Source organism: Shewanella sp. SM69, assembly GCF_025653985.1.
GTDB classification, from domain to species: domain Bacteria; phylum Pseudomonadota; class Gammaproteobacteria; order Enterobacterales; family Shewanellaceae; genus Shewanella; species Shewanella oncorhynchi.
Window position 1 is genome coordinate 619,927 of sequence record NZ_JAKKRV010000001.1, and the last position, 21,127, is coordinate 641,053.

A 21,127-nucleotide genomic window follows, 5' to 3' on the forward strand; every position below is an offset into this window, starting at 1 on the left:
AAAAGTCAGTATAAAAACGGGGCAATTAAGCCCCGTTAGTTTGAGTCGGTGTCGCCCTTTAAGGGAAAGCCTTAGGCTTTGTATTCAACCACTTTTTGATCGATAGAACCAAAAATGGTTACATCATTATCATCGAGCATTTCGATACGCACCGTGTCACCAAAACGCATAAATGGCGTAGTGGCTTTGCCTTCGGCAATCACTTCTAACATACGTTTTTCCGCTAAACAGCTCGAACCTGCGCTACGGTCATAGTTAGAAATAGTACCAGAGCCTATAATCGCGCCTGCGCCCAATGGACGGGTTTTTGCAACATGCGAAACTAACTGACTGAAATTAAAGGTCATATCAACGCCTGCATTCGGACGACCAAATAATTCACCATTTAAATAGGTGATCAGCGGTAAATGCACTTTCGAATCTTCCCAACGGACACCCAATTCATCCGGTGTCACAGCCACAGGCGAAAAACTGCTCGATGGTTTAGATTGGAAAAAACCAAAGCCTTTCGCCAACTCACCAGGGATCAAGTTACGCAATGACACATCGTTAACTAGCATCAACAATTTAATGTGCTTAGCTGCATTGTCAGTGCTCACGCCCATAGGCACATCATCAGTAATAACCGCAATTTCAGATTCGAAATCGATACCCCAGTCTTCACTCGCCAGTGGAATATCGGCTTTAGGGGCAATAAAGCTGTCTGAGCCACCTTGATAAAACAACGGATCTGTCCAGAAGGTTTCTGGCATTTCTGCGCCACGGGCTTTACGGACTAACTCAACGTGATTCACATAAGCGCTACCATCGGCCCATTGGTAAGCACGCGGTAATGGCGACAAACACTTAGCTTCGTCGAACGCTTGCGCGTTATCTAACACGCCTTCATTTAACGCATCGTACAATTCTTGCAATTGCGGTCTCAGTAAATCCCAACCATCGAGTAATTGCTGCATAGTGTGGGCAATGGCAGGAACGGCAACCGTTTTAGTGAGATCGCGGCTGACTAACATCAACTGACCATCACGACGACCATTGTTATAACTTGCAAGTTTCATATTGGCTCCAGTGCTCTTCGGCTAGGTGTACAATTTTATTGTGCTGGAAAACGTGCGACGTCACCCAGCTTATATTCGGCGATTTAAATCGGACTTTTTGACTCATTAAAGGCATACACGTTACGCAGTCCGCGCCAACGAGGCATGCTTTTTTACTTGCTTTAACGTATTTGTTGCGCGTAGAAATACCCGATGCAGCTCAAGATTCCTATAGCGTGACCAAAATCACATTTAGGTTAATTATTTCACACTTTGTAAACTAATCATTACGTTTATAACCTAGTTACCGCTTATCAATATCTCGGTAAGCAATATGCCTGAAAAGTCGGCAACTAAGTGGAACGATACTGTTACATTGACTGTGTCAACCCAACGAGACTCTGACTAACGGCGCTTGGCTATCTTGTATTCACGCAGTTTATTAGCAATAGCTGTGTGTGATACACCTAGCTTTTTCGCCAACTGGCGAGTGCTCGGATAGGCCGGATATAATCGACGCAACAGACTCGCTTCAAACTGCTTCATTGCATCGTCCAGATTACCCTCAAACTCATTATCAAAGTAACCAAAACCTTCGGCATATGATGGCAATTTCAGCTGTTCTACAGTCAACTCGGCCGAGCCATCCCACATAGACACGGCTCTAAATACCGCGTTCTTTAATTGGCGTACGTTACCTGGCCAAGCGTAGGTGAGCAAATGATCGCGGCACTGGGCCGAAATCCGCCGCACTGGGCTAGACAACTGTTGACTGTAATGTTCGAGGAACATTTCCGTCAGTGGAATGATATCGACTTTACGCTCACGTAATGACGGGATGTGATAACTCAGCACATGGATGCGATAGTACAAATCTTCCCTAAACTCGCCGGTTTGGCATAATTCAGCTAAATTTTTCTGGGTCGAGCAGATAATTCGCACATCAGCACGCACTTCTTCATCGCCCCCTATGCGTCTAAAAGTGCCATCTTGCAATAGCCGTAGCAGCTTAACTTGAGCCGCCCTAGACATTTCCGCCACTTCATCGAGAAATACTGTGCCCCCCTTAGCTTCTTCAAAAAAGCCTCGTTTGACGACTTTGCCCTGACTGACGTAACCGAATAATTCTTCTTCGGCAGCGCTGTCGGGTAGAGCGGCGCAGTTGATGGCGATAAAAGGTTTTTCACGGCGCATCCCCGCATCATGGCTAGCTCTGGCCATTAATTCTTTGCCAGTACCCGTTTCACCCGTGATCAACAAAGGTGCATCGAGCTGGGCCATACGCCGCGCTTGCTTAAGCACTTCCTTCATCTTGTCACTGCTGGCTAATACATTTTCAAAGCCAGTGGTTTGGTTCTGCAGCGCGTTAAACTGTTTTCCAACGCGCGCAGGGGATTTCAGCGACACCACAGCACCAACCAAGATGGTTTTTTCATCCTCATCGGGTAGGTAAATCGGCAGCATTTCGGCAAGATACTCATTCGGACCAATTTGCACCCGCGCCGCTTGGGCCAATACTTGGCTTTCACTCAGCCAACGGCTGAAGTTAAAACCTTGTACCCAATGGTTTAACGACTCTTCGAGCACTTCGTGCTCACCCATGCCGATATTGAGCAAGGCGGACTCATTAACGATACGGATACGTGCCTTGGCATCGATAGAAAAAACGGAGTCGGGTAAGGTTTTGAGCAGGGTTTTAAGGGCGTAATGTTCTTGCTCTGAGGGCATAAATGACACCGTACGCACATCGTGCACGCTTTCCACTTTGCGGATCTGCGGCATCAAGGCACTCAAGGTTTCAAAACTAATTTCGGCAAATTGTAAGTACAGGAATCCTTGGTTACTGGCATCAATGGCAATTAAATTAATGCCATAACGCTCTAACACGACTAAGATATCTTTGGCTAAACCAACACGATCCTGACAGCTGACTTCCAAGCGCATAATGACTGATATTCCCTTTTTTGATTTGAATTTTGGGGATAAACCGTGCAGAGCTATTTTTCGCCTTAGGCTTTACAACAAAAATAACGCTTGCTAGGCAAATCGTTACCTTTGACGAAAACGTCAGCGATGAGGGGAAATAGCAGAGCCCGTATACGTTAGAAGGTTAAACTGAAAGTGGCAAGCCTAGTTTACAGTTGAATTGTAACAGGAAGAAAAAATCAGCATCATAAAACACATTAAGATGCTGATTAAATTGATTAAATAATTAACCTAGTAACTGGTCTGTCTTGGCGGCCATGATGAAGTCATTCTTATGTAGCCCCTTAATGGAGTGCGACCACCAAGTGACAGTCACTTTACCCCATTCAGTGAAAATGCCGGGATGATGGAATTCTTCTTCCGCTAAATCCGCCAGCTTATTCGTGAATGCCATCGCCAGTTTAAAGTTTTTAAACTTGTAGACGCGCTCAAGCTGCATTACGCCGTCACGCACTTGCACGCCCCAGTCAGGGATCATACGAATAAGTTCTGCCAACTCTTCATCGGTCACTTTTGGTGCATCGGCTTGGCACGCTTCACATTTCATATTCGATAACGCAGTCATACATACTCCTGTTGGCAACATTAATAGGGATATTCAGTTGCACTTTACTCATTACTTATTAATTACTTAAATCACATGACTAAATTAGATGGCGACTCAAATAAAACATCAAACCATCCATCGAATCGAGACTAGCTCGCCTTGGCTTTGGGAGGATATTTAGGAGCAAATAAACCTAACTGACGTGCCTTAGTGACATAACTCATGATGTCCATTTTGGCAATTTCATCAAGCATATCAATGTGCTCAATCACATAATAAATCGGCTGCATAATGTCGATGCGATATGGGGTTCGTAGCACATTCAATAAATCAAAGGGTTGACGTTCTGGCACATCACTTTCCATTGCATATAAAGTTTCACCAGGTGAGCTTAAAATACCGCCACCATAGATACACAAGGGGCCATCTTTAGGCTGTAGCAAGCCAAACTCAACCGTAAACCAGTATAAACGCGCTAAAAACACCCTTTCTTCTTTGCTGGCATTTAAACCTAATTGGCCATACATATGTGAAAAATTAGCAAATGAAGGGTTGGTGAGCAAAGGGCAATGACCAAAGATTTCATGAAAAATATCAGGCTCTTGCAGGTAATCAAACTCTTCCTTACGGCGAATGAATGTCGCCACAGGAAACTCTTTATTGGCCAGTAGTTCAAAGAAACGGCCGAAGGAAATAAGCGCAGGTACGGCTGCCGTTTTCCAGCCGGTGGTCGCTTGCAATACAGTATCAATTTCAGTAAGTTGCGGAATACGATCCTTTGGCATAGCCAAGGCATCTAACCCTTGCAAATACTCCTTGCAGGCACGGCCAGGCAGGTTTATCGCTTGACGGGCATAAAGCTGGCTCCAAATCTCATGTTCTTCTTGCGGGTAGTTGATAAACCCTGTGTCATCAGCTCTGTGAGCGATGTACTCTGTTCCTTTCGTCATAGTCTTCACTTAGTGGCTAGCGCTCATGGAACAATAGTGATCTAAGCCTTTAAATTTGTTAACTCCCTCACACTTTATTCTTGCACCACTACTGTGACGTAAACGTAAAGCAAATATTACAAGGGTATTAAAAATGCCATGCAAGTGCACATCACCCATGCTGGATTAGATGCTCTGTGCTACCTTTGCTAAAACTTACGTCGACTTCACTGTAAAAATACTTAAATATCCTAAGTTTTCAGCGTTTCTAAATAGCTTTTCTGTGCAGGTCATTTACAATATTGGCCATTAACCGCATCTCCTTGACCTAAAAGGTTCGCAATGAAACAACATCAAATTCGTAAAGCCGTTATTCCTGTCGCAGGCCTAGGCACTCGTATGCTTCCAGCGACCAAAGCAATTCCAAAGGAAATGTTACCCGTTGTTGATAAGCCATTGATTCAATATGTAGTCAGTGAAGCTATCGCGGCTGGGATCAAAGAAATTGTACTCGTGACCCACGCCAGTAAAAACTCTATCGAAAACCATTTCGATACCAGTTTCGAATTAGAAGCCCAATTAGAACGCCGCGTTAAACGTCAGTTACTTGAAGCAGTACAATCCATTTGTCCTAAAGATGTAACAGTGATCAGCGTGCGCCAATCTCAAGCTAAAGGCTTAGGTCATGCAATTTTGTGTGCTAAATCTGTCGTCGGCGATGCACCATTTGCCGTATTGCTACCGGATGTGATCATAGATGAAGCCAGCTGTGACCTTCGTAGCGATAACTTAGCCGCTATGGTTGCCCTGTTTGATGAAACCCAAGTCGGTCAAATCATGGTGGAAGGCGTGCCACATAACGTCGTCAACCAATACGGTATTGCCGATGTGAATGGTCATGATTTACAACCGGGTGAGTCTGAGCCATTAGTCGAACTAGTTGAAAAACCCTCTGTAGATGAAGCTCCTTCTAATTTAGCCGTTGTAGGCCGTTATGTGTTACCTGCCAGCATTTGGCCACTACTGGCTAAAACCCCTGCGGGCGCAGGCGATGAAATTCAATTAACGGATGCGATTGCGATGTTAATGAAGCAAGAAACCGTAAATGCTTACTATATGGAAGGTAAGAGCCACGACTGTGGTAACAAGCAAGGTTATATGCGTGCTAACGTTGAATATGCCCTGCGCCACAGCGAAATCGGTGAAGATTTTGCGCACTATTTAAAAACCGTTGTAAAAGGAATTAAGTAATGACGATTTTAGTGACCGGTGGTGCTGGCTATATTGGCACCCACACAGTAGTAGAACTGCTCAATGCTGGTAATGATGTGATTGTATTGGACAACTTGTCTAATTCAAGCATAGAAGCCTTAAACCGAGTCGAGCGGATCACTGGTAAATCGGTTACTTTCTATCAAGGCGATATTCTCAATAAAGCGTTATTGCAGAAAGTGTTTAACGATCATGCTATTGATTCAGTTATCCACTTTGCAGGATTAAAAGCGGTGGGAGAATCCGTCGCAAAACCCCTGAAGTATTATGAGAATAACGTTACGGGTACGCTTATCCTTTGCCAAGTCATGGCAGAATTTAAGGTAAAAAATCTCGTATTCAGCTCATCAGCAACCGTGTATGGCGATCCCGCAAGTTTACCGATCACCGAAGACTTCCCCACTGGGGCAACAAACCCTTATGGTCAGTCTAAGTTGATGGTTGAACATATACTGGCAGATGTACACAATGCCGATCCGAGCTGGAATATCGCCCGTCTGCGCTATTTTAATCCGGTTGGCGCCCATGCCAGTGGCTTAATCGGCGAAGATCCTAACGATATCCCTAACAACTTAATGCCCTTTATTGCGCAGGTTGCCGTGGGTAAACGCACCGCCTTAAGCGTGTTTGGTAATGATTATCCGACTCACGACGGTACCGGCGTGCGTGACTATATCCATGTCGTGGATTTAGCCAATGGCCATTTAAAAGCGCTCGCAAAATTGGCCACTAAGCCTGGTCTAGTGACCTATAACTTAGGCACAGGCCAAGGATATAGTGTATTAGATATGGTTAAGGCCTTTGAAAAAGCCTGTGGTAACACTATTGCCTACCAAATTGCGCCACGTCGCCCAGGGGATATTGCCGCCTGCTACGCCGATCCAACCCACGCAAGGGAAGATCTTGGCTGGCAAGCGACTCATACCCTAGAAGATATGGCCAACAGTAGCTGGCATTGGCAATCAACCAATCCCAATGGTTATAACGGCTAATAACTTGAATGGCTTGTGGAAATCTCCCAAGCCATTTTTCTTTACCCTCTAAATACCATCGCTTTACAGCATTAACCACCCGAGGAGCAACATGACTCAAAGTATTAATCACAGCCGTCGCAGCCTCTTTCGCCGGCGTAAAGATAATGCGATAAGGCCGCCTTGGGTACGTGATGATATCGAGTTTACCGATGTGTGTACTCGTTGTTCCGCCTGTCTTGAGGTTTGTGAAACTCACATTATCATCAAAGGTGATGGCGGATTTCCTGAAGTCTCCTTTAAGGACAATGAGTGCACATTTTGTACTCTGTGTGCTAAAGCTTGCCCTGAAAATATTTTCGATTTGACTCAAGCACCTTGGCAATACCAAGCCCATATTCAAGAAAGCTGCTTAACCTTTCAAGGGATCTGGTGCCAAAGTTGTAAGGATGCCTGCGAACCAAGAGCCATCAGTTTTGTGCTCAGTATTGGTCAGGCTCCGAGCCCCAAAATAGACCTTGATCTTTGTACTGGATGCGGTGCCTGCGTAGCTCCTTGCCCTAGCAAAGCCATTGAGATAAAACGACCAACTTGATAGAACACTGTAATTGCATTAACACATGCAGAGCTGTGCTTCTCATGGATTTTAAGCTAGTATCGCGCCTCTGTTGAACTCAGTTAATCCCTTCTCGAATTAAGTTAATTTATGATGATGTTTGTAAAAAAACTGTTTTTCCCGCCTAAAAAAAGTACCTCTTTTAGCTTTATTGCTCGAGGCACTAAACTCACGGGAAATATCGAATTAACAGGCGACGTGCTTGTTGGCGGTGATATCCAAGGTCAGCTGCTTTCTGAGGCCAATATCACCATAGAACAAGGCGGTATAATTCAAGGTGAAGTAAAGTGCCATGAATTTATCGTCGATGGGCACTTCAAAGGCAGACTTATTTGTGAGCGTTTAGTGATCCAACGTAATGGTGTTGTCGACGGCGAAGTGGCAAGTACCTCAATGCAAATCCTTGAGGGTGGCCAATTTATCGGGATGCGGATTAAAGAAGATGCACCAACCATTTATTCCCATGCAATAGGCCATACCCCAACAGCAGATCCACTCAACTTACCGTCCGTGCAAAACGACGTCATAGAATCTCGTTAATCCAAAATGCATCACTATCGTTTGCTCGCTGCCTTAGGTGAGCAGACTTTGACTCACTCTTTTAGCTCAATCATTCCTTATCGCTCGATGTTAAACATAGCGCCTACTCACCTAACTCCCCCCAACTCTCCTCTTTACAATGGTTAAATAATTGTTATTTTGCCGAGAGGGATCACAGTTAATCCGCATGCTGAATGTTAATCTTAGTAGTTAGTACCCATGATATTTGATCGCGGTGGTTCGGGTAATCGCAAGGACACAGAACTCCCCTAATAGCACCGCAAAAACATTTAAGACTCATACAGGGCAAAATACAAAATGAGCAACTTATTACTAAAACAGATCTGTGAACTCGATGTTTTTACCTTGCTTGTATTTAAAAGTATTTTCGACACTGGACACGCAAATAGCGCGGCCAAAGCGCTAGATGTTTCTGCCCCCAAAATAAGCCGCTGCCTCAATGCATTACGCCTAACCTTTAACGATGAACTATTTTATCGTCGTCAACAGGGGCTTAAACCGACGCCTTTAGCAGAAAGTCTCTATGTTGCTATTTGCCAGTTTACTGAATCGGTTTATCACCTCGAACAATCTGCAATCCAGATACAAAATGCGGCCATCAATACCGACTTACCGCTGCATATCGCTGCTTGTAATGGCCTGCTAAGCTTTTTAGCGCCTCAGTTAAGTACTCCTGAACTTGCCCAAAAGCTAGGACAAATACGCTTACATAAATGGCAGGAAAATAGCGCTGAGTTGATCCACGCAGGTGCGCTTGATTTTGGGATTACGTTTGAAAGTGCTGAAAATAAAGAATTAAGTTACACCAAACTTGGCTCAATCAATGGCATTTATATCGTTGCAGCCAAGCAACATCCGCTTTGGGACGTTGAGACAAATATTACCTTAGAGCAAATTTGTCGCCATCCGTTTCTATTTCAAGAACTCAAGGGCTTTAACAGTAAAATCGATCCCTTAGAATTATTTTGCCAGCGCCAAGGTATCTTATTGCCTACTGTAGAGAAAGTGATAGACAGGGAGGAATGGTATGCCCATCTATTAACCATGAAGAGTGTGGCTTTTTGTTCTAGCATTGATATGCACACAGTTAAACATATGCCCGGATTACATCTCGAGCGCCTTAGCGACACAGAGCTTAATAGACTCCACGAAACTATGATGGCGCCACATTATTATCTGATTGAGAAACCTGCAGTTCATCGGCGTTACAGCCAAAGCCAGTGTGATCTCGTCGTGCGCTCCTTACTTGCCGCACTCGAACCAGCACACTAATACAAAAATAGATTACACACTAATTTCATCAAACTAGCTTACGTCATGGATGTTAAGTGGGTTTACTGGGCTATACTTCTATTTATCCAAGGCACAATTAAATCACTTTAAAATGCCATATCTTCCCCCCATTCTCGCCCTCTTATCCCATTGCTTTTATGCTCAAAACCTTAAGATAACGACTTAAGATTTAGGCTCCCTTAACATCGTTCATTTTGCTTAACCGAAAATGAATTCATCATTTCGGCCTAAGTTTAAAGATTGAAATTGTGATGCACATCATAGGTTAGCAGCTTAATTTCACTATTTAAAATATCAAAATGCAAAGTTTAGAATTACCATTCACAGGTGTTAAATCATCGTTCACATATCAGATACAAATTTGCAAATACCACTTTATAAGTAGATGAATCCTCCTATATTAGAGGCACTGCACACGCAGTCTTATAGATAGAAAAAGGGACGCGATGATGAAAAACTACAATAAATCTCTACTGGCACTGGCTCTCGTCAGTACCTTAAGTCTTACCGCCTGCGGGGACGGAAGCGATGGTCAAGATGGGGCACCTGGCACACCAGGTACACCCGGAACACCAGGTACTCCCGGAACACCAGGTACACCCGGAGCCCCTGCGGGTTCCTTCGCAACGACAGCTCAATCCATTACAGATCTGGCATTCACGTTAAGTCCTGCTGACATTAAAGTAACCAGCAGTGAAGGCTTCAGTGTTAAATTTACTGTTACGGGTAAAAATGCAGGCAAAGTAGTCCCTTTCAAAGGACTGGATAAAATTGCAATTTATTCTTTAACAGCAAATGAAAACACCTCAGGTACTGGCGCACCGATTGAGTGGCAAAATAATGCCACGGCAAATGCCGCTGGCACTTCGTTAACTTGTACTCTAAACGGCCTGAACGGAACTAAAAACGCTTGTACTTTAACCGAAGATACAGCGACGCCAGGCACTTACACAGCAACTTGGACTTATGGTGGCGCAGCGCCAATCATTAATCCAAATGATAATCCAAACGCAGTACACAGAGTCTTTTTACGTGCTTACAACATCGCCGATAGTACAGGTGTCGTCCTATCTGACAAGATTTTGTCTGTACCCGTTGATTTTATCCCTGCAACAGATGAATTAGGTGTATCGGGTAAAGACACAGTATCTAGTGCGGCATGTAAAAACTGTCACGGTGAAGTAGACGGCCATATCGCGAAGATTGAAGCCCACCATAACTACCAAGATGTTAAAAACTGCGTAACTTGTCATAACCCTGATCTCGTTCCAAGTGACGCACAACTGGCCGAAGGTTGGGTATTTGATTTTGCTCCCATGATCCATAGGATCCACGCAGGTCATCACATCAGTGACAGCTTAAGTGGCGAAGCAAAAGAATATTTCGGTGAAGTTGGTTTCCCATCTGATTTGAAAGAATGTAAATCTTGTCATGATGGTGCACCAAGTTATAACACCAATATTTATGCACAAGCTTGTGTGGGTTGTCATATCAATGTGAACTTCACCACTGGCGAAAACCATTCAGAATTTGGTTTAGCCCAAGCTGATGATACTCAATGTAAATCTTGCCATGGCAGCGGTAGCTTAACACCTGAAGCTGTACACAGTGTCGGTAAACGCGCTGAGTATGCAAGCCTATTCAAAGTTGACTTTACCAGTGCTGCAGTAGTGACTTCAGCAGCACCTGGAATGAAAACATTGACATTAAAAGCCAATGTGACCATGAATGGCGCTGCAATTCCTAACGGAACCGATTTAAAAGTGTATAACGCGACAACTAACCCTACTGGTATGTTTGTGGCTAACGGCTTATTACTGGGTAACGTAACCACTGATGGTACTGTTTATGCTTGGAGAGATGTCAAACCAACAGCAATCGCTCTTAAGCTTGAAAATGGTACGCTGGTCGATGGTGTATTAACCTTCGTAAAAGATATTCCCGATGCCCAAGCTGTAGGTACTATCTACGTCAGTTCAGAAGCCAACGTCTGTATCAAAGCAGGTAAAGTGAGTAGCTGTAATGCCACAGGACTTGAATTTGGCCCAACAAATCCAATTGGTAACACTGCTCCTGTTAAATTCTATAGCTTAGATGCTTCTGCAGTAGTTAAAGCTCGAATGACAGATCCTGCTCGAATTACCGTAGAAGAAGCAAAATGTAACGCCTGTCACGGCACCTTAGATTATATCAAGGGCACCAGACACGGAACTTACACTTTTGATCAATGTATGAACTGTCACAACGATACAACAGGTGCATCAGGCCATAAAACAGTGGTTTCTAAAGGTGAAGACGGTAGCAAAGTCATTAATCCAGAAGTCACTTTCAATAACAAAGACCTATTCACCGTCGCCCACCGCTTCCACAGTGGTAACTTTGATGTTATCGCAGGGATCTTCCGCGATGCCAATGGTGAATTAGTCGGTTATCCATCACCAGAAACTGCATGTTCTGCATGTCACAAAGATGATGCAAAACTGTTTGCGACTGACGGTGGTTTAGCCTCTGAGAAACGTTCAATCAAAGTGGGTAGCAACTACATTAGCCCAGTAGCTGAATCATGCCGTAGCTGTCACGCTCACTCTGATGCAGCGGCTGTCGCTCACTTTAGAAGCAACGGTGCTGTGGTTGAAGCTGACGCAATGACAGATCCTAACCTACCAGTAGAATCTTGCGCAACTTGCCATGCTGAAGGTAAAACCTACGGTGTAGATAAGGTACACGCAGAGGTAACACACTAGTACCTTTGGGTTGCCCCTGCACAACCCAAACTTTAATCTCTGCAACTCATTGGGGACCCTAGGGTCCCCTTTTTTATTGCTGATGATCTTCAATTGAGATTGTAGATTTAACCAGCTGAGCGGCTACATTGTGCAATACGTTGTCTAAGTAACTTAATAAAGTCCTTAGGTTCCCTATCTAAACTGTCATGGGGAATATACAAGTGATACCCTAAACGCGTATCTAACATCACGCAGCGATGCCCAAACATAGCCAATACGCCACGATAACGATCCCCTTCTATCACTAAAGGGCCAAACTCAGCGCCGAGATAAGTTTCTAAAGTCGCTAAATCTGCATCTTGAGAGGCAGCCGTCACCAGCAAAGGTCGCTGTTCAGTTAATAATCCTGTTGCTAGACGCAGGGAAATATTATCGAGAATGGGATTTAAATGTTTCAGTTTAATGCCTAAATAAGATAACTCTATAGTATCTAAACCATTAGTCACCCGCGGAATATCGACCCGCTGAATATTATCCCAATCGATAGCCACTTTGCCGCGGCGATGAAAATAGGTCAGCCCCTTGTCATCTAGTGCTAGAGTCGTTTCCGGCTCATACACCTTGGCTAAACCGAGAATGAGTGAAATAGCGCCCAAACTAAAAAACATCAAACCGACAGCAAACAAGGCCGGCCACGTCAGAAACAGTCCCAAACCCAGCACCAGACTTAAGCCTCCCAGCCAAGTTAAGGTTAACCCATTTCGTTTCGATAAAGGACGCACAGATACTATTTCTGACTCAATTGTCATTGTTCATATTCCTGTTAAAACTCACTATCTTTAGACTGAACTTGGCAAACTACACCTTTAACTTACGGCCTTTATCCATAACCACAAACGGCCAATGTATTCGTGAATCGCCCGTTGAGAAGCCACTAAATTATCGGCGGTTAACCGCCACCAAAAATCATCTCGGCCAATAAAATCCGTTGGGGCAGCATCGGGGTGTAAGCCTTTAGTGGCAAAAATAGCCATCGCCCTTGGCATATGAGTGGCCGATGTGACTAAGCGAAAGGGCTCCTCCCCTAACTCCCACTTTAAGTATTGCGCTTCTTCTATCGTATCGCGCGCCAGTGGAAATTGAATAATTCGGCTTTTATCAACACCTAGCTCTACCGCGGCTTTAGCCATCATTTCAGCATGGGAAAATTGAGTGAGTTCACCACCCCAGCCGCTGACGATCAACATACACTCTTGACCCAACTTAAGTTGCCGAATGCCTTCAGTTAACCTTGTAAGGGCGACATCTGATAAGGATTGCACCGCAGTCGCTCCTGCTATATCAGCATGCCCTGAACCTAATACCATCACAAAACAAGCGCCTGTGATGGGCGTGGAATTAATCGGGTAAGCTGATTCTAACGGCCGCACTAAGGCATTCACACTCAGTTGACTGCTTAAAAACAGTAAGAGAAAAAAAGCGCAGGATACTAAGTATTTCGCCATACTGCGACGGCGCCATACTAGAAAAGAAATCAGTAATAACAATAGGATAAAGGGAATCGGCATCATCCCCTGTGAAACAACTTTCTTAACCCAAAACATGATATCCATGCCAAGCAATCCAAAGGAGCGCAATCATAGCATCAAAATACGGGGGGAATACATCGCACATAAAGCTAGCCCAGCGTTGTACTGGGCTATTGTTTACAAGACTCTGATATCACTAGACGTTGATTTCATAGCGTAATGAGTTCACTGGTGGAGTTTATATACTCAATAATGGATCACTTTTCCCACAACCAAGCGGCACCGCGCACACCCGATGAACAACCGTATAGATTCTGCACCACAGGCGTATGACACTCACGCCCCACCACATAATGGGCCAGCAATGCCGGTAATCTTGGGTAAATCGCCGCAACATTCGACATTCCGCCGCCCAACACTATGGCATCGGGATCGAGCATATTGATCACATGGGCGAGTGAACGAGCGAGTCTATCCATATAACGATCAAATGCAGCAACCGCAATGGCGTCACCTTTATCGACTAACAACATAATATCGGCACCTGATTTGGCAGCAGCGCGCACGGTACCCGCTGCAGTCAAAGCCGCATTATAATCACGCACAAAGCCAGTACCTGAGATAAAGGTCTCGATACAATCGGGATTGCCACAGAAACATCGGGTGGTATTGAACTCTTCCTTGGTCATCCAAGGCAAAGGATTATGACCCCATTCACCGCCGATACCATTACCACCACCGTGAACTTTGCCGTTAATTGCCACACCCGCGCCGCAGCCAGTACCAATAATCACGCCAAACACCACAGAAGCGCCAGCGGCTGCCCCATCGACCGCCTCTGATACCGCAAAACAGTTTGCATCATTGGCAACCCGCACTTCACGCTGCAACAATTCCCCTAAATGTACATCGAGGGGCTGACCATTGATCCACGTCGAGTTAGCATTTTTGACTAAACCTGAATAGGGCGATACCACACCTGGAATACCCACGCCGACAGTGCCTTTCTCGCCAAGAGTCGCTTCCGCTTCCTTGACTAAGTCAACCACCGCAGCAAGCGTGCCCTGATAGTCACGTGGCGTCGTCACACGTTTGCGAAATAGCTCATTGCCCTCATCACTCAGTGCGACTAATTCTATTTTTGTTCCGCCTAAATCGACGCCCATGCGCATCATGAATTACTACTCCAGTGTTTAGCTTGCCCTTTCATCAAGTGAGATTGATTCTAGGCAATCGTTATTTTACCCAGCCAGGAGCTGTGGCAATAAAGTAAGGGTTTAAAATGTCAGGTTTTTGATTATAAGTTAATGGTTCACCTGAGTCATAACAGACAACTGTGCCGCCTGCACTTTCGAGCACAGCTTGCGCCGCTGCGGTATCCCACTCACTGGTAGGACCCAGTCTGGGGTACAGATCGGCACTGCCTTCTGCCAACATACAAAACTTAAGCGAGCTACCCACGCTTAAGATGTCATGCTCACCAAACTGTTGTAAATATTGCGCTAAGCTAGGGCTCAAGTGCGAGCGACTGCCGACAATCATCGGCATTTCGCGTGGCGTGTTGGCGCCCAATAAGGGGCTCTCTTGACCCGCTTGTTGGCGCCATGCACCTAAATGTTTAGCGCCGTAATAATAGGTATCGAGCACAGGCGCATATACTACACCTGCGATAGCAACCCCTTGATGGATAAGCGCAATGTTGACGGTAAACTCGCCATTGCGCTTAATAAATTCCTTAGTGCCATCTAAAGGATCAATCAACCAATAGGTTTGCCATTGACGACGCACGTCCCACGCGATATCCGCCGCTTCCTCAGACATAATAGGAATACCGACAAACTGCTTTGCCAATGCCGCCACTATCACGTGGTGCGCGGCTAAATCAGCCGCCGTCACAGGGCTATCGTCCCCCTTATGGCTCACCGAAAAGTCATCTTGACCATAAACTGTCATAATGGCATTGCCTGCGGCTTTGGCAATCGCGACCACTTGCAGTAGATCTTGTTTGGTCAATGTCTGCGCTATTGTCGTCTTGTCTGTCACTGAAACTTCCTTAATGCGTTAACTATCTTGGCATTATGCCATTGTCATCCAAGGGGAATTTAGAACAAATTCATCATACATCAAGCAAAATAGACTAAGACTCGCAGCTTAAACCGCGGCGCACAAAACCACAGATAAACAAAGTGATTACGATACTAAGGCAAGCCATTGGCGCTGAGAAGAGGCTTAAGTCCAGCTGCATTCGTATTCACAGCCTATGTTTTCATATTGATAGTCTAAAGCCGTCGCTTAAATCTGATTATTGGCGGGCTTTTTGTTTTCGAAAGTGTTAATCACTGCGATGACGTAAACGCTTAACGCCTGATTAAAACTGCCTAAACCCAAATGTGAGTCACGCTCATTATCGTCAAGATAACCGCCGCAACATGCAATTCAGTTGCTGACGCCAATCTTGCCATACGACGTTATCAGGCATAGGCAGTGAGGTATTGACAGCCAAAGCGGACTGCACTTTGGCACTATTCAACACGCTATAACTCGGTCTTTTTGCCAAACTCACACCGCGATTTAATGCTTGTTTAGCATAGTGAGCGCTGGTAATCGGCTGGATAACTACTGGCAGACTTAACAGATTTAGCGCTAGGGCTTGTCGCTGGATTTCACAGGCAAACTCATACCAACTGCATTGGCCTTGAGCGCTGTAATGAAATACGCCCGAGCACTGTTGCATGAGTAATTGCCAAATCACCTTAGCGAGTGCATCACTCCACGTCGGACAGCCGATTTGATCGACTATCACCTGCAAGCTTGGTTGAGTGCGCATCAAGTTCAGCATGGTTTGGACAAAATTATGCCCATCTTGACCGTAGAGCCATGAGGTACGCACAATCGTTGCATCCTCGCCCAGAACAGCCAATACCTTCTGCTCGCCGAGCAACTTACTCGTACCGTAAGCAGACAACGGCTCGGGAGCATCGAGTTCGACTAATGGCTTTGGTACATGATCTTGGTTTTGGTTTGGAGCTGAGTCTGGGTTTTGATGTTGTTCAAGGCCAGCGTCTCTAGCATCACCAGCTGCATGAGCAATACCGCAAACAGCATGACCACCAAACACATAATCGCTCGACACATGCAGTAGGCGCGCCCCCGACAACCAACATTGCTGCGCCAGTAACTCAGGGCCAAATGCATTAACGCGATTGGCTTCGATTGCATCATGCTCAGCAGCATCCACTGCATTATAGGCCGCACAATTGATCACCCAGCTTGGTCGATATTGAGCAAACACTGCGACAATATTGGCGGCATCGGTAATGTCTAACTGACTGCGACTTAGCACATAAAGCTTAATTGGCGCGACTGAGTTTGTACTTGTGCTGGTATTTGGGGCTAGCTCGCCAATATCGGCAGCGACTCTCAGCAAGGCCTGAGCGAGCTGACTCTTCGCACCAGTGATTAACACCACTTGAGGAGTATTAGCGTCTGTGGCACTCGCCGCCCCGCATTGAAGTGGCGTCACTTTAGTTGCCACTATTTTCATCACTAATCAACAGCATGGCTCATCGTCACTGAATAAGGGGATCAAATCAGCAACGGTTTCATGGCCACGGGCGGCTAAAAAGGCTAAGAGCGCTGAAGGACTACGATTAAGTAATCGTGATGGCGGATAAGCCACTTCATCGATAATCGCTTGCGCCCGCGCAAAACCGCCTAAGCTAAAAGCCACATGGGAATCAGAGCCCATAACTAAAATCGTGCCAAATTCCTTGGCCGCTTTGGCAATCGCAGTGCAATTGGCTTCGCTGCCCTTACGGGACACTTCAAAGGAGGAATTATTAATTTCGAGCGCAACACCGTATTCAGCAGCGGCGCGGGCAACGGCTTCAATATCAATTGGATAGGCGGGGTTTCCCGGATGAGTAATGATATCAACCTTGCCGCTCTTAATCGCATTAATCATGGCCTCTGTGTGAGTCGCTTTATCTGACGGAGGATAGACGGGCTCATGAAATCCTGCGAGCACAATATCGAGCTGCTTTAAATAATCACCAAAGAAATCAATCTCGCCGTCGATATTTTTGATATTGGCTTCGATACCCCGCAAAATCCCGACGCCATCAACCATACGTGGCAGCACTCTTAAATTCACAAAGTGCCAAAAATGCGGTGCATCGGCCATCGCAGGCCCATGATCTGTGGTGGCAAATAGGCGAATCCCCTTCTGCTTTGCCACCGCTAAGTAGTCATGAATCGTGCTATAAGCATGGCTCGAAGCCACAGTATGGGTATGAGTGTCGACTTGGTACTGCATGGTTCACCTCAGTCAAATTATTCAATCAATTTAGAAAAACTGGCCACGATTTAGCTAAAGAGCGATAACAGTTCATCGGCACTTCCTTGCCATGTGCCCTTGCCTTTACCTTCGAGAATACTGTCCGCCAGACTTTGCTTATGCTGTTGCATTTCTTGGATTTTTTCTTCTACTGTACCTTCTGCAATCAGCTTATAGACAAACACGGGCTTATCTTGGCCGATACGATGGGCTCTATCCGTAGCCTGTTTTTCCGCCGCCGGATTCCACCAGGGATCATAGTGGATCACAGTATCCGCCGCGGTGAGATTAAGCCCAGTGCCGCCCGCTTTTAAGCTGATTAAGAACACCGGCGTATCGCCCTCTTGGAACTTATCTATCTGGGCTTGGCGCAGGCGAGTTTGCCCTGTGAGCTTACTGTAATCGAGCCCCAAGTCCACCAACTCAGCTTCAATCAGGCTGAGCATGCTAGTGAACTGGCTGAAGATCAATATCTTACGCCCCTCTTGCACCATCTCGGGCAAGTTCTGTTTTAGCCAGTCTAACTTAGCATTACTCTTCACTTTTTGCGCTTGCTCTAACTTCACCAAGCGCGGATCGCAGCAGGCTTGGCGTAACTTAAGTAAAGCATCGAGAAACTCAATATGACTACTACCAACGCCTTGAGTGGCAAATAAATCCCGCAGTTTTTTCTCCATTACCAGTCGAATACTCTCGTAGAGATTTCGCTGATCTTTTTCTAACTCTAAGCTCTGGGAGATTTCGGTTTTAGGGGGTAATTCACCGACCACTTCATCTTTGGTTCGGCGCAGCACAAAAGGCGCAATCCGCTGGCTCAAGATTTGCGCTTGTTCCATATCCCCATAACGTTCAATTTTGTGCCTAAAGGATTTGTTAAAGAAGGCATTAGTACCAAGTAATCCAGATAAACTAAAATCCATCAAAGACTTAAGTTCGCCTAAGTGATTTTCAAGCGGCGTACCCGACAGACACAATCTAAACGGCGCTTTAAGATCTTTAATCACTTGAGTCACTTTCGCCTGCGCATTTTTAATCTGCTGCGCTTCATCGAGCACGATATGTTCAAACACCTGCCGTTGGTAATAGTCACTGTCGCGCACAATCAGCGGATAGGTCGTCACCACAATATCAAACTCACCTAAGCGTTCGAGCAAAGGCTTACGCAAGGCGCCATGAATCACGACAAGCTTTAACGAAGGTGCAAATTTCGCGGCTTCCTTTGCCCAATTACCCACCAAGCTCGTTGGGCAAATAATGAGGCTTGGAGCATGGTTAGCCCCTACGGGTTTTAGCGCTTGCTGCTTGAGTAAAAAAGCCAAGGTTTGAATGGTTTTACCCAGCCCCATATCATCGGCTAAAATACCGCCAAGCTGATATTCCTTTAAGAAACAGAGCCAATTCAACCCTTGCTGTTGATACTGGCGTAACTCAGCATGTAAGTTGTCTGGGACAGTGACCTCTAACACACCGTTAAAATTTTCGAGCTTAGTCGCTAAACTGCGCACTCGTTCACCATTAAGCAGACGAATATCACTGTCGGCAAAATCATTTAATAGGTGGGCACGGTATTTAGGCAAAGACACGCTATTGCCTTTGTGGCTATCGAATAGTTCTAAAATAATGCTGATCAGCGGCTTAATCACGCTGGCTTTGACTTTTAACCAATCACCATTTGGGCTGGGTAACAGCAGTTCTGCATCATCGGCGGGCTCACCGTACTGCTTAAGCCAAGTGGCAATTAAGGGCAGCATAGGCACTATTTGACCATCGATGTCAGCATTCAGTGACAGAGAAAACCAACCCTCTTGCGTATCATCCAGCTCAATCGCCAGCGGAGTCTCAATGACATTTAAGCTGAAATTGTCGGCAAAATGCACTTGGTAACCTAAAGCCTCTAGCGCCGGGATTTCCTGTTGAATAAAGTGCAACCAAGCATCAATCGTTTCAGGCAGTGAACCTAACCCCCAAATACTGATATAGCTGCCACTGTTAGGGATAAAAGAAGGCGCCAGCTCCACCAGTTCCAATGCCATCAAACGATTAATCGCATCCATTTCCGCATCGAGTTGACGCGCGATTTGATAGGTTTTGCCTTGATGGGTTACTAAGGACAAGGGCTCGTCGGGATACTGACCGCCGAGCACCACATCTTGATAGATAAACTCCAGCAGCACTAATGGCTGCGCCATAGCAAACTCAGGTAAATCCTGCGAGGTTAAGGTCAACCTAACTTGAAGCGGCACTTGCAGCTCGACAAAATCAATCAAAGCCGGCGTAGGTACCGTTTTCACCGAAAAATGCTTAATCAGTTTGTGGCTCACCAGTTTAATCTGTGAGCTAGGCACTGGCGGCATCTGACTGAGTAATAACAGCTTTTCAACACTGATCTCTGTGTCCAATGCGCCAACTTTAAAATAATCTAAATCGATATAAGTCGGTGGCTCACAGGGGATCAGCTCCCAATTGTCCTTATTGGGCAGCATTAACTGCATTTGTTTATGCTCGGCATCCTTATCTAGCCAAATGAATTCGGGCTTGCTCGCTTCACCTCGGGTGAACGGTAAACGGCTCTCCTCCCAAAAACACCGCCCAGTGACGAGCATTTTTTCCAGTGCCATGGCACCTAACTGAGCTTTAAGATACAGACGAGAGGCACCGTGGCGACGGGTAGACATGATGAGATTGATGATGAGCACGTCTTCAGCGCCAATCCAAGCGGGCATGTAATATTGCACGTCGGATAAAGCGATTTTCGAGCCTTTGTTATAGCCACCATTCTTCGCCAACTTGCCTTTTCTTAGCTCAAGAAAGACACCGTTATCATCTTTAGATAACACGTACAGCACGCGATCGTCGTAGAGTAAATCAACATTTGAAACCGTGAGATCATCACTTTCGTCTAGCAGATGTAACCACTGAGCAATACGTTGATCTTCAACGGTTCTATCACTCAGTAAACTGTAAAGTACAGCAGCAATATGTTTGCAATGCCCAGTGGCGGGACATGAACAGAAGCCATTCATGATCAACTTATGGTTCATGCTGACAAGGCGAATATCCTGCCGATAGGGCTGGGATTCCGTCCCCATGACACGACCTTCAATATGACGAAAATCGGCGTTCGCTTTGGCGCTCAACACCCGTCCTTTCATCACATAATCACGGGCGCGCATTAAGGTTGGCGGCGTGAATAATGACTCAATCGTGGTTCGAGTCAATTGGATAGGATCTTGGGGGGACAAGCGATTCATGTAAAAACCTTGAAACTAAAAATATCAACTCCGAGCAATAGCAAGCCATTGCCGCGCGACATTTATCAATAAG

Annotated in this window: 17 protein-coding genes; 6 read left to right on the top strand and 11 right to left on the bottom strand. The window is 45.6% G+C overall.

The genetic code is table 11. The features are described from left to right. Positions 1-71 precede the first annotated feature (71 nt). From L5M37_RS02880 to phhA, 4 genes are all read right to left on the bottom strand, one after another. Positions 72-1,058, bottom strand: a complete 987-nt coding sequence (locus L5M37_RS02880) for a fumarylacetoacetate hydrolase family protein (protein ID WP_219250196.1) — start codon at positions 1,056-1,058, stop codon at positions 72-74. A gap of 384 nt (positions 1,059-1,442) precedes the next feature. Continuing rightward, positions 1,443-2,981 (bottom strand): transcriptional regulator TyrR, encoded by a 1,539-nt coding sequence (gene tyrR, locus L5M37_RS02885; RefSeq protein WP_028760575.1) that lies wholly within the window; start codon positions 2,979-2,981, stop codon positions 1,443-1,445. 268 nt (positions 2,982-3,249) lie between these two features. Continuing rightward, positions 3,250-3,588 carry a 4a-hydroxytetrahydrobiopterin dehydratase gene (locus L5M37_RS02890; protein ID WP_106650051.1) on the bottom strand — a complete coding sequence of 113 codons (339 nt, stop codon included), beginning with the start codon at positions 3,586-3,588 and terminating at the stop codon, positions 3,250-3,252. Between the two features lie 131 nt (positions 3,589-3,719). After that, complete coding sequence (gene phhA, locus L5M37_RS02895) at positions 3,720-4,520, bottom strand: phenylalanine 4-monooxygenase (protein WP_219250194.1); 801 nt, start codon at positions 4,518-4,520, stop codon at positions 3,720-3,722. A gap of 321 nt (positions 4,521-4,841) precedes the next feature. On the opposite strand from phhA, the gene galU reads away from it, so the two are divergent. The 6 genes from galU (at position 4,842) to L5M37_RS02925 (ending at position 11,956) form a co-directional block, all read left to right on the top strand. Beyond that, a complete protein-coding gene (gene galU, locus L5M37_RS02900) occupies positions 4,842-5,750 on the top strand; it encodes a UTP--glucose-1-phosphate uridylyltransferase GalU (RefSeq protein ID WP_168823151.1) in 909 nt (302 codons plus the stop codon). Beyond that, complete coding sequence (gene galE, locus L5M37_RS02905) at positions 5,750-6,763, top strand: UDP-glucose 4-epimerase GalE (RefSeq protein WP_028760579.1); 1,014 nt, start codon at positions 5,750-5,752, stop codon at positions 6,761-6,763. The genes galU and galE overlap by 1 nt, the downstream gene beginning before the upstream one ends. 91 nt (positions 6,764-6,854) lie before the next feature. Further along, positions 6,855-7,337: a ferredoxin-type protein NapF gene (gene napF / locus L5M37_RS02910; RefSeq protein WP_168823154.1), complete on the top strand. Its 483-nt coding sequence runs from the start codon at positions 6,855-6,857 to the stop codon at positions 7,335-7,337. Positions 7,338-7,448: 111 nt separating this feature from the next. Continuing rightward, a complete protein-coding gene (locus L5M37_RS02915; protein ID WP_113938943.1) occupies positions 7,449-7,898 on the top strand; it encodes a polymer-forming cytoskeletal protein in 450 nt (149 codons plus the stop codon). 318 nt (positions 7,899-8,216) lie between these two features. Next, a complete protein-coding gene (locus L5M37_RS02920; RefSeq protein WP_113938944.1) occupies positions 8,217-9,191 on the top strand; it encodes a LysR family transcriptional regulator in 975 nt (324 codons plus the stop codon). A 467-nt stretch (positions 9,192-9,658) separates the two neighbouring features. Further along, positions 9,659-11,956: an OmcA/MtrC family decaheme c-type cytochrome gene (locus tag L5M37_RS02925; RefSeq protein ID WP_263199329.1), complete on the top strand. Its 2,298-nt coding sequence runs from the start codon at positions 9,659-9,661 to the stop codon at positions 11,954-11,956. Positions 11,957-12,063: 107 nt separating this feature from the next. Here L5M37_RS02925 and L5M37_RS02930 read toward each other — a convergent pair whose 3' ends face one another. The 7 genes from L5M37_RS02930 to L5M37_RS02960 all read right to left on the bottom strand — a co-directional run bounded on the left by L5M37_RS02930 (position 12,064) and on the right by L5M37_RS02960 (position 21,054). Next, positions 12,064-12,747, bottom strand: coding sequence for a DUF2982 domain-containing protein (locus tag L5M37_RS02930; protein WP_212600041.1), 684 nt, complete (start codon positions 12,745-12,747; stop codon positions 12,064-12,066). Positions 12,748-12,804: 57 nt separating this feature from the next. Further along, positions 12,805-13,506, bottom strand: a complete 702-nt coding sequence (locus L5M37_RS02935) for a YdcF family protein (RefSeq protein WP_263199405.1) — start codon at positions 13,504-13,506, stop codon at positions 12,805-12,807. Between the two features lie 218 nt (positions 13,507-13,724). Then, complete coding sequence (gene mak / locus L5M37_RS02940; RefSeq protein WP_263199331.1) at positions 13,725-14,642, bottom strand: fructokinase; 918 nt, start codon at positions 14,640-14,642, stop codon at positions 13,725-13,727. Between the two features lie 61 nt (positions 14,643-14,703). Then, a complete protein-coding gene (gene cysQ, locus L5M37_RS02945) occupies positions 14,704-15,510 on the bottom strand; it encodes a 3'(2'),5'-bisphosphate nucleotidase CysQ (protein ID WP_263199334.1) in 807 nt (268 codons plus the stop codon). Between the two features lie 367 nt (positions 15,511-15,877). Then, positions 15,878-17,011 (bottom strand): SDR family oxidoreductase, encoded by a 1,134-nt coding sequence (locus L5M37_RS02950; RefSeq protein WP_263199336.1) that lies wholly within the window; start codon positions 17,009-17,011, stop codon positions 15,878-15,880. Positions 17,012-17,017: 6 nt separating this feature from the next. Next, on the bottom strand, positions 17,018-17,782 hold the full coding sequence (locus tag L5M37_RS02955; protein ID WP_028760589.1) for a phosphatase: 765 nt from the start codon (positions 17,780-17,782) through the stop codon (positions 17,018-17,020). Positions 17,783-17,832: 50 nt separating this feature from the next. Next, entirely contained in the window at positions 17,833-21,054 is a 3,222-nt protein-coding gene (locus L5M37_RS02960) for a DEAD/DEAH box helicase (RefSeq protein ID WP_263199337.1), read from the bottom strand. Positions 21,055-21,127 lie beyond the last annotated feature (73 nt).

Bases quoted from the DNA above. Each gene is read 5' to 3' on its own strand.
- L5M37_RS02880 (WP_219250196.1), bottom strand. From the start codon at position 1,058: ATGAAACTTGCAAGTTATAACAATGGTCGTCGTGATGGTCAGTTGATG.
- tyrR (WP_028760575.1), bottom strand. From the start codon at position 2,981: ATGCGCTTGGAAGTCAGCTGTCAGGATCGTGTTGGTTTAGCCAAAGAT.
- L5M37_RS02890 (WP_106650051.1), bottom strand. From the start codon at position 3,588: ATGACTGCGTTATCGAATATGAAATGTGAAGCGTGCCAAGCCGATGCA.
- phhA (WP_219250194.1), bottom strand. From the start codon at position 4,520: ATGACGAAAGGAACAGAGTACATCGCTCACAGAGCTGATGACACAGGG.
- galU (WP_168823151.1), top strand. From the start codon at position 4,842: ATGAAACAACATCAAATTCGTAAAGCCGTTATTCCTGTCGCAGGCCTA.
- galE (WP_028760579.1), top strand. From the start codon at position 5,750: ATGACGATTTTAGTGACCGGTGGTGCTGGCTATATTGGCACCCACACA.
- napF (WP_168823154.1), top strand. From the start codon at position 6,855: ATGACTCAAAGTATTAATCACAGCCGTCGCAGCCTCTTTCGCCGGCGT.
- L5M37_RS02915 (WP_113938943.1), top strand. From the start codon at position 7,449: ATGATGATGTTTGTAAAAAAACTGTTTTTCCCGCCTAAAAAAAGTACC.
- L5M37_RS02920 (WP_113938944.1), top strand. From the start codon at position 8,217: ATGAGCAACTTATTACTAAAACAGATCTGTGAACTCGATGTTTTTACC.
- L5M37_RS02925 (WP_263199329.1), top strand. From the start codon at position 9,659: ATGATGAAAAACTACAATAAATCTCTACTGGCACTGGCTCTCGTCAGT.
- L5M37_RS02930 (WP_212600041.1), bottom strand. From the start codon at position 12,747: ATGACAATTGAGTCAGAAATAGTATCTGTGCGTCCTTTATCGAAACGA.
- L5M37_RS02935 (WP_263199405.1), bottom strand. From the start codon at position 13,506: ATGCCGATTCCCTTTATCCTATTGTTATTACTGATTTCTTTTCTAGTA.
- mak (WP_263199331.1), bottom strand. From the start codon at position 14,642: ATGATGCGCATGGGCGTCGATTTAGGCGGAACAAAAATAGAATTAGTC.
- L5M37_RS02950 (WP_263199336.1), bottom strand. From the start codon at position 17,011: ATGAAAATAGTGGCAACTAAAGTGACGCCACTTCAATGCGGGGCGGCG.
- L5M37_RS02955 (WP_028760589.1), bottom strand. From the start codon at position 17,782: ATGCAGTACCAAGTCGACACTCATACCCATACTGTGGCTTCGAGCCAT.
- L5M37_RS02960 (WP_263199337.1), bottom strand. From the start codon at position 21,054: ATGAATCGCTTGTCCCCCCAAGATCCTATCCAATTGACTCGAACCACG.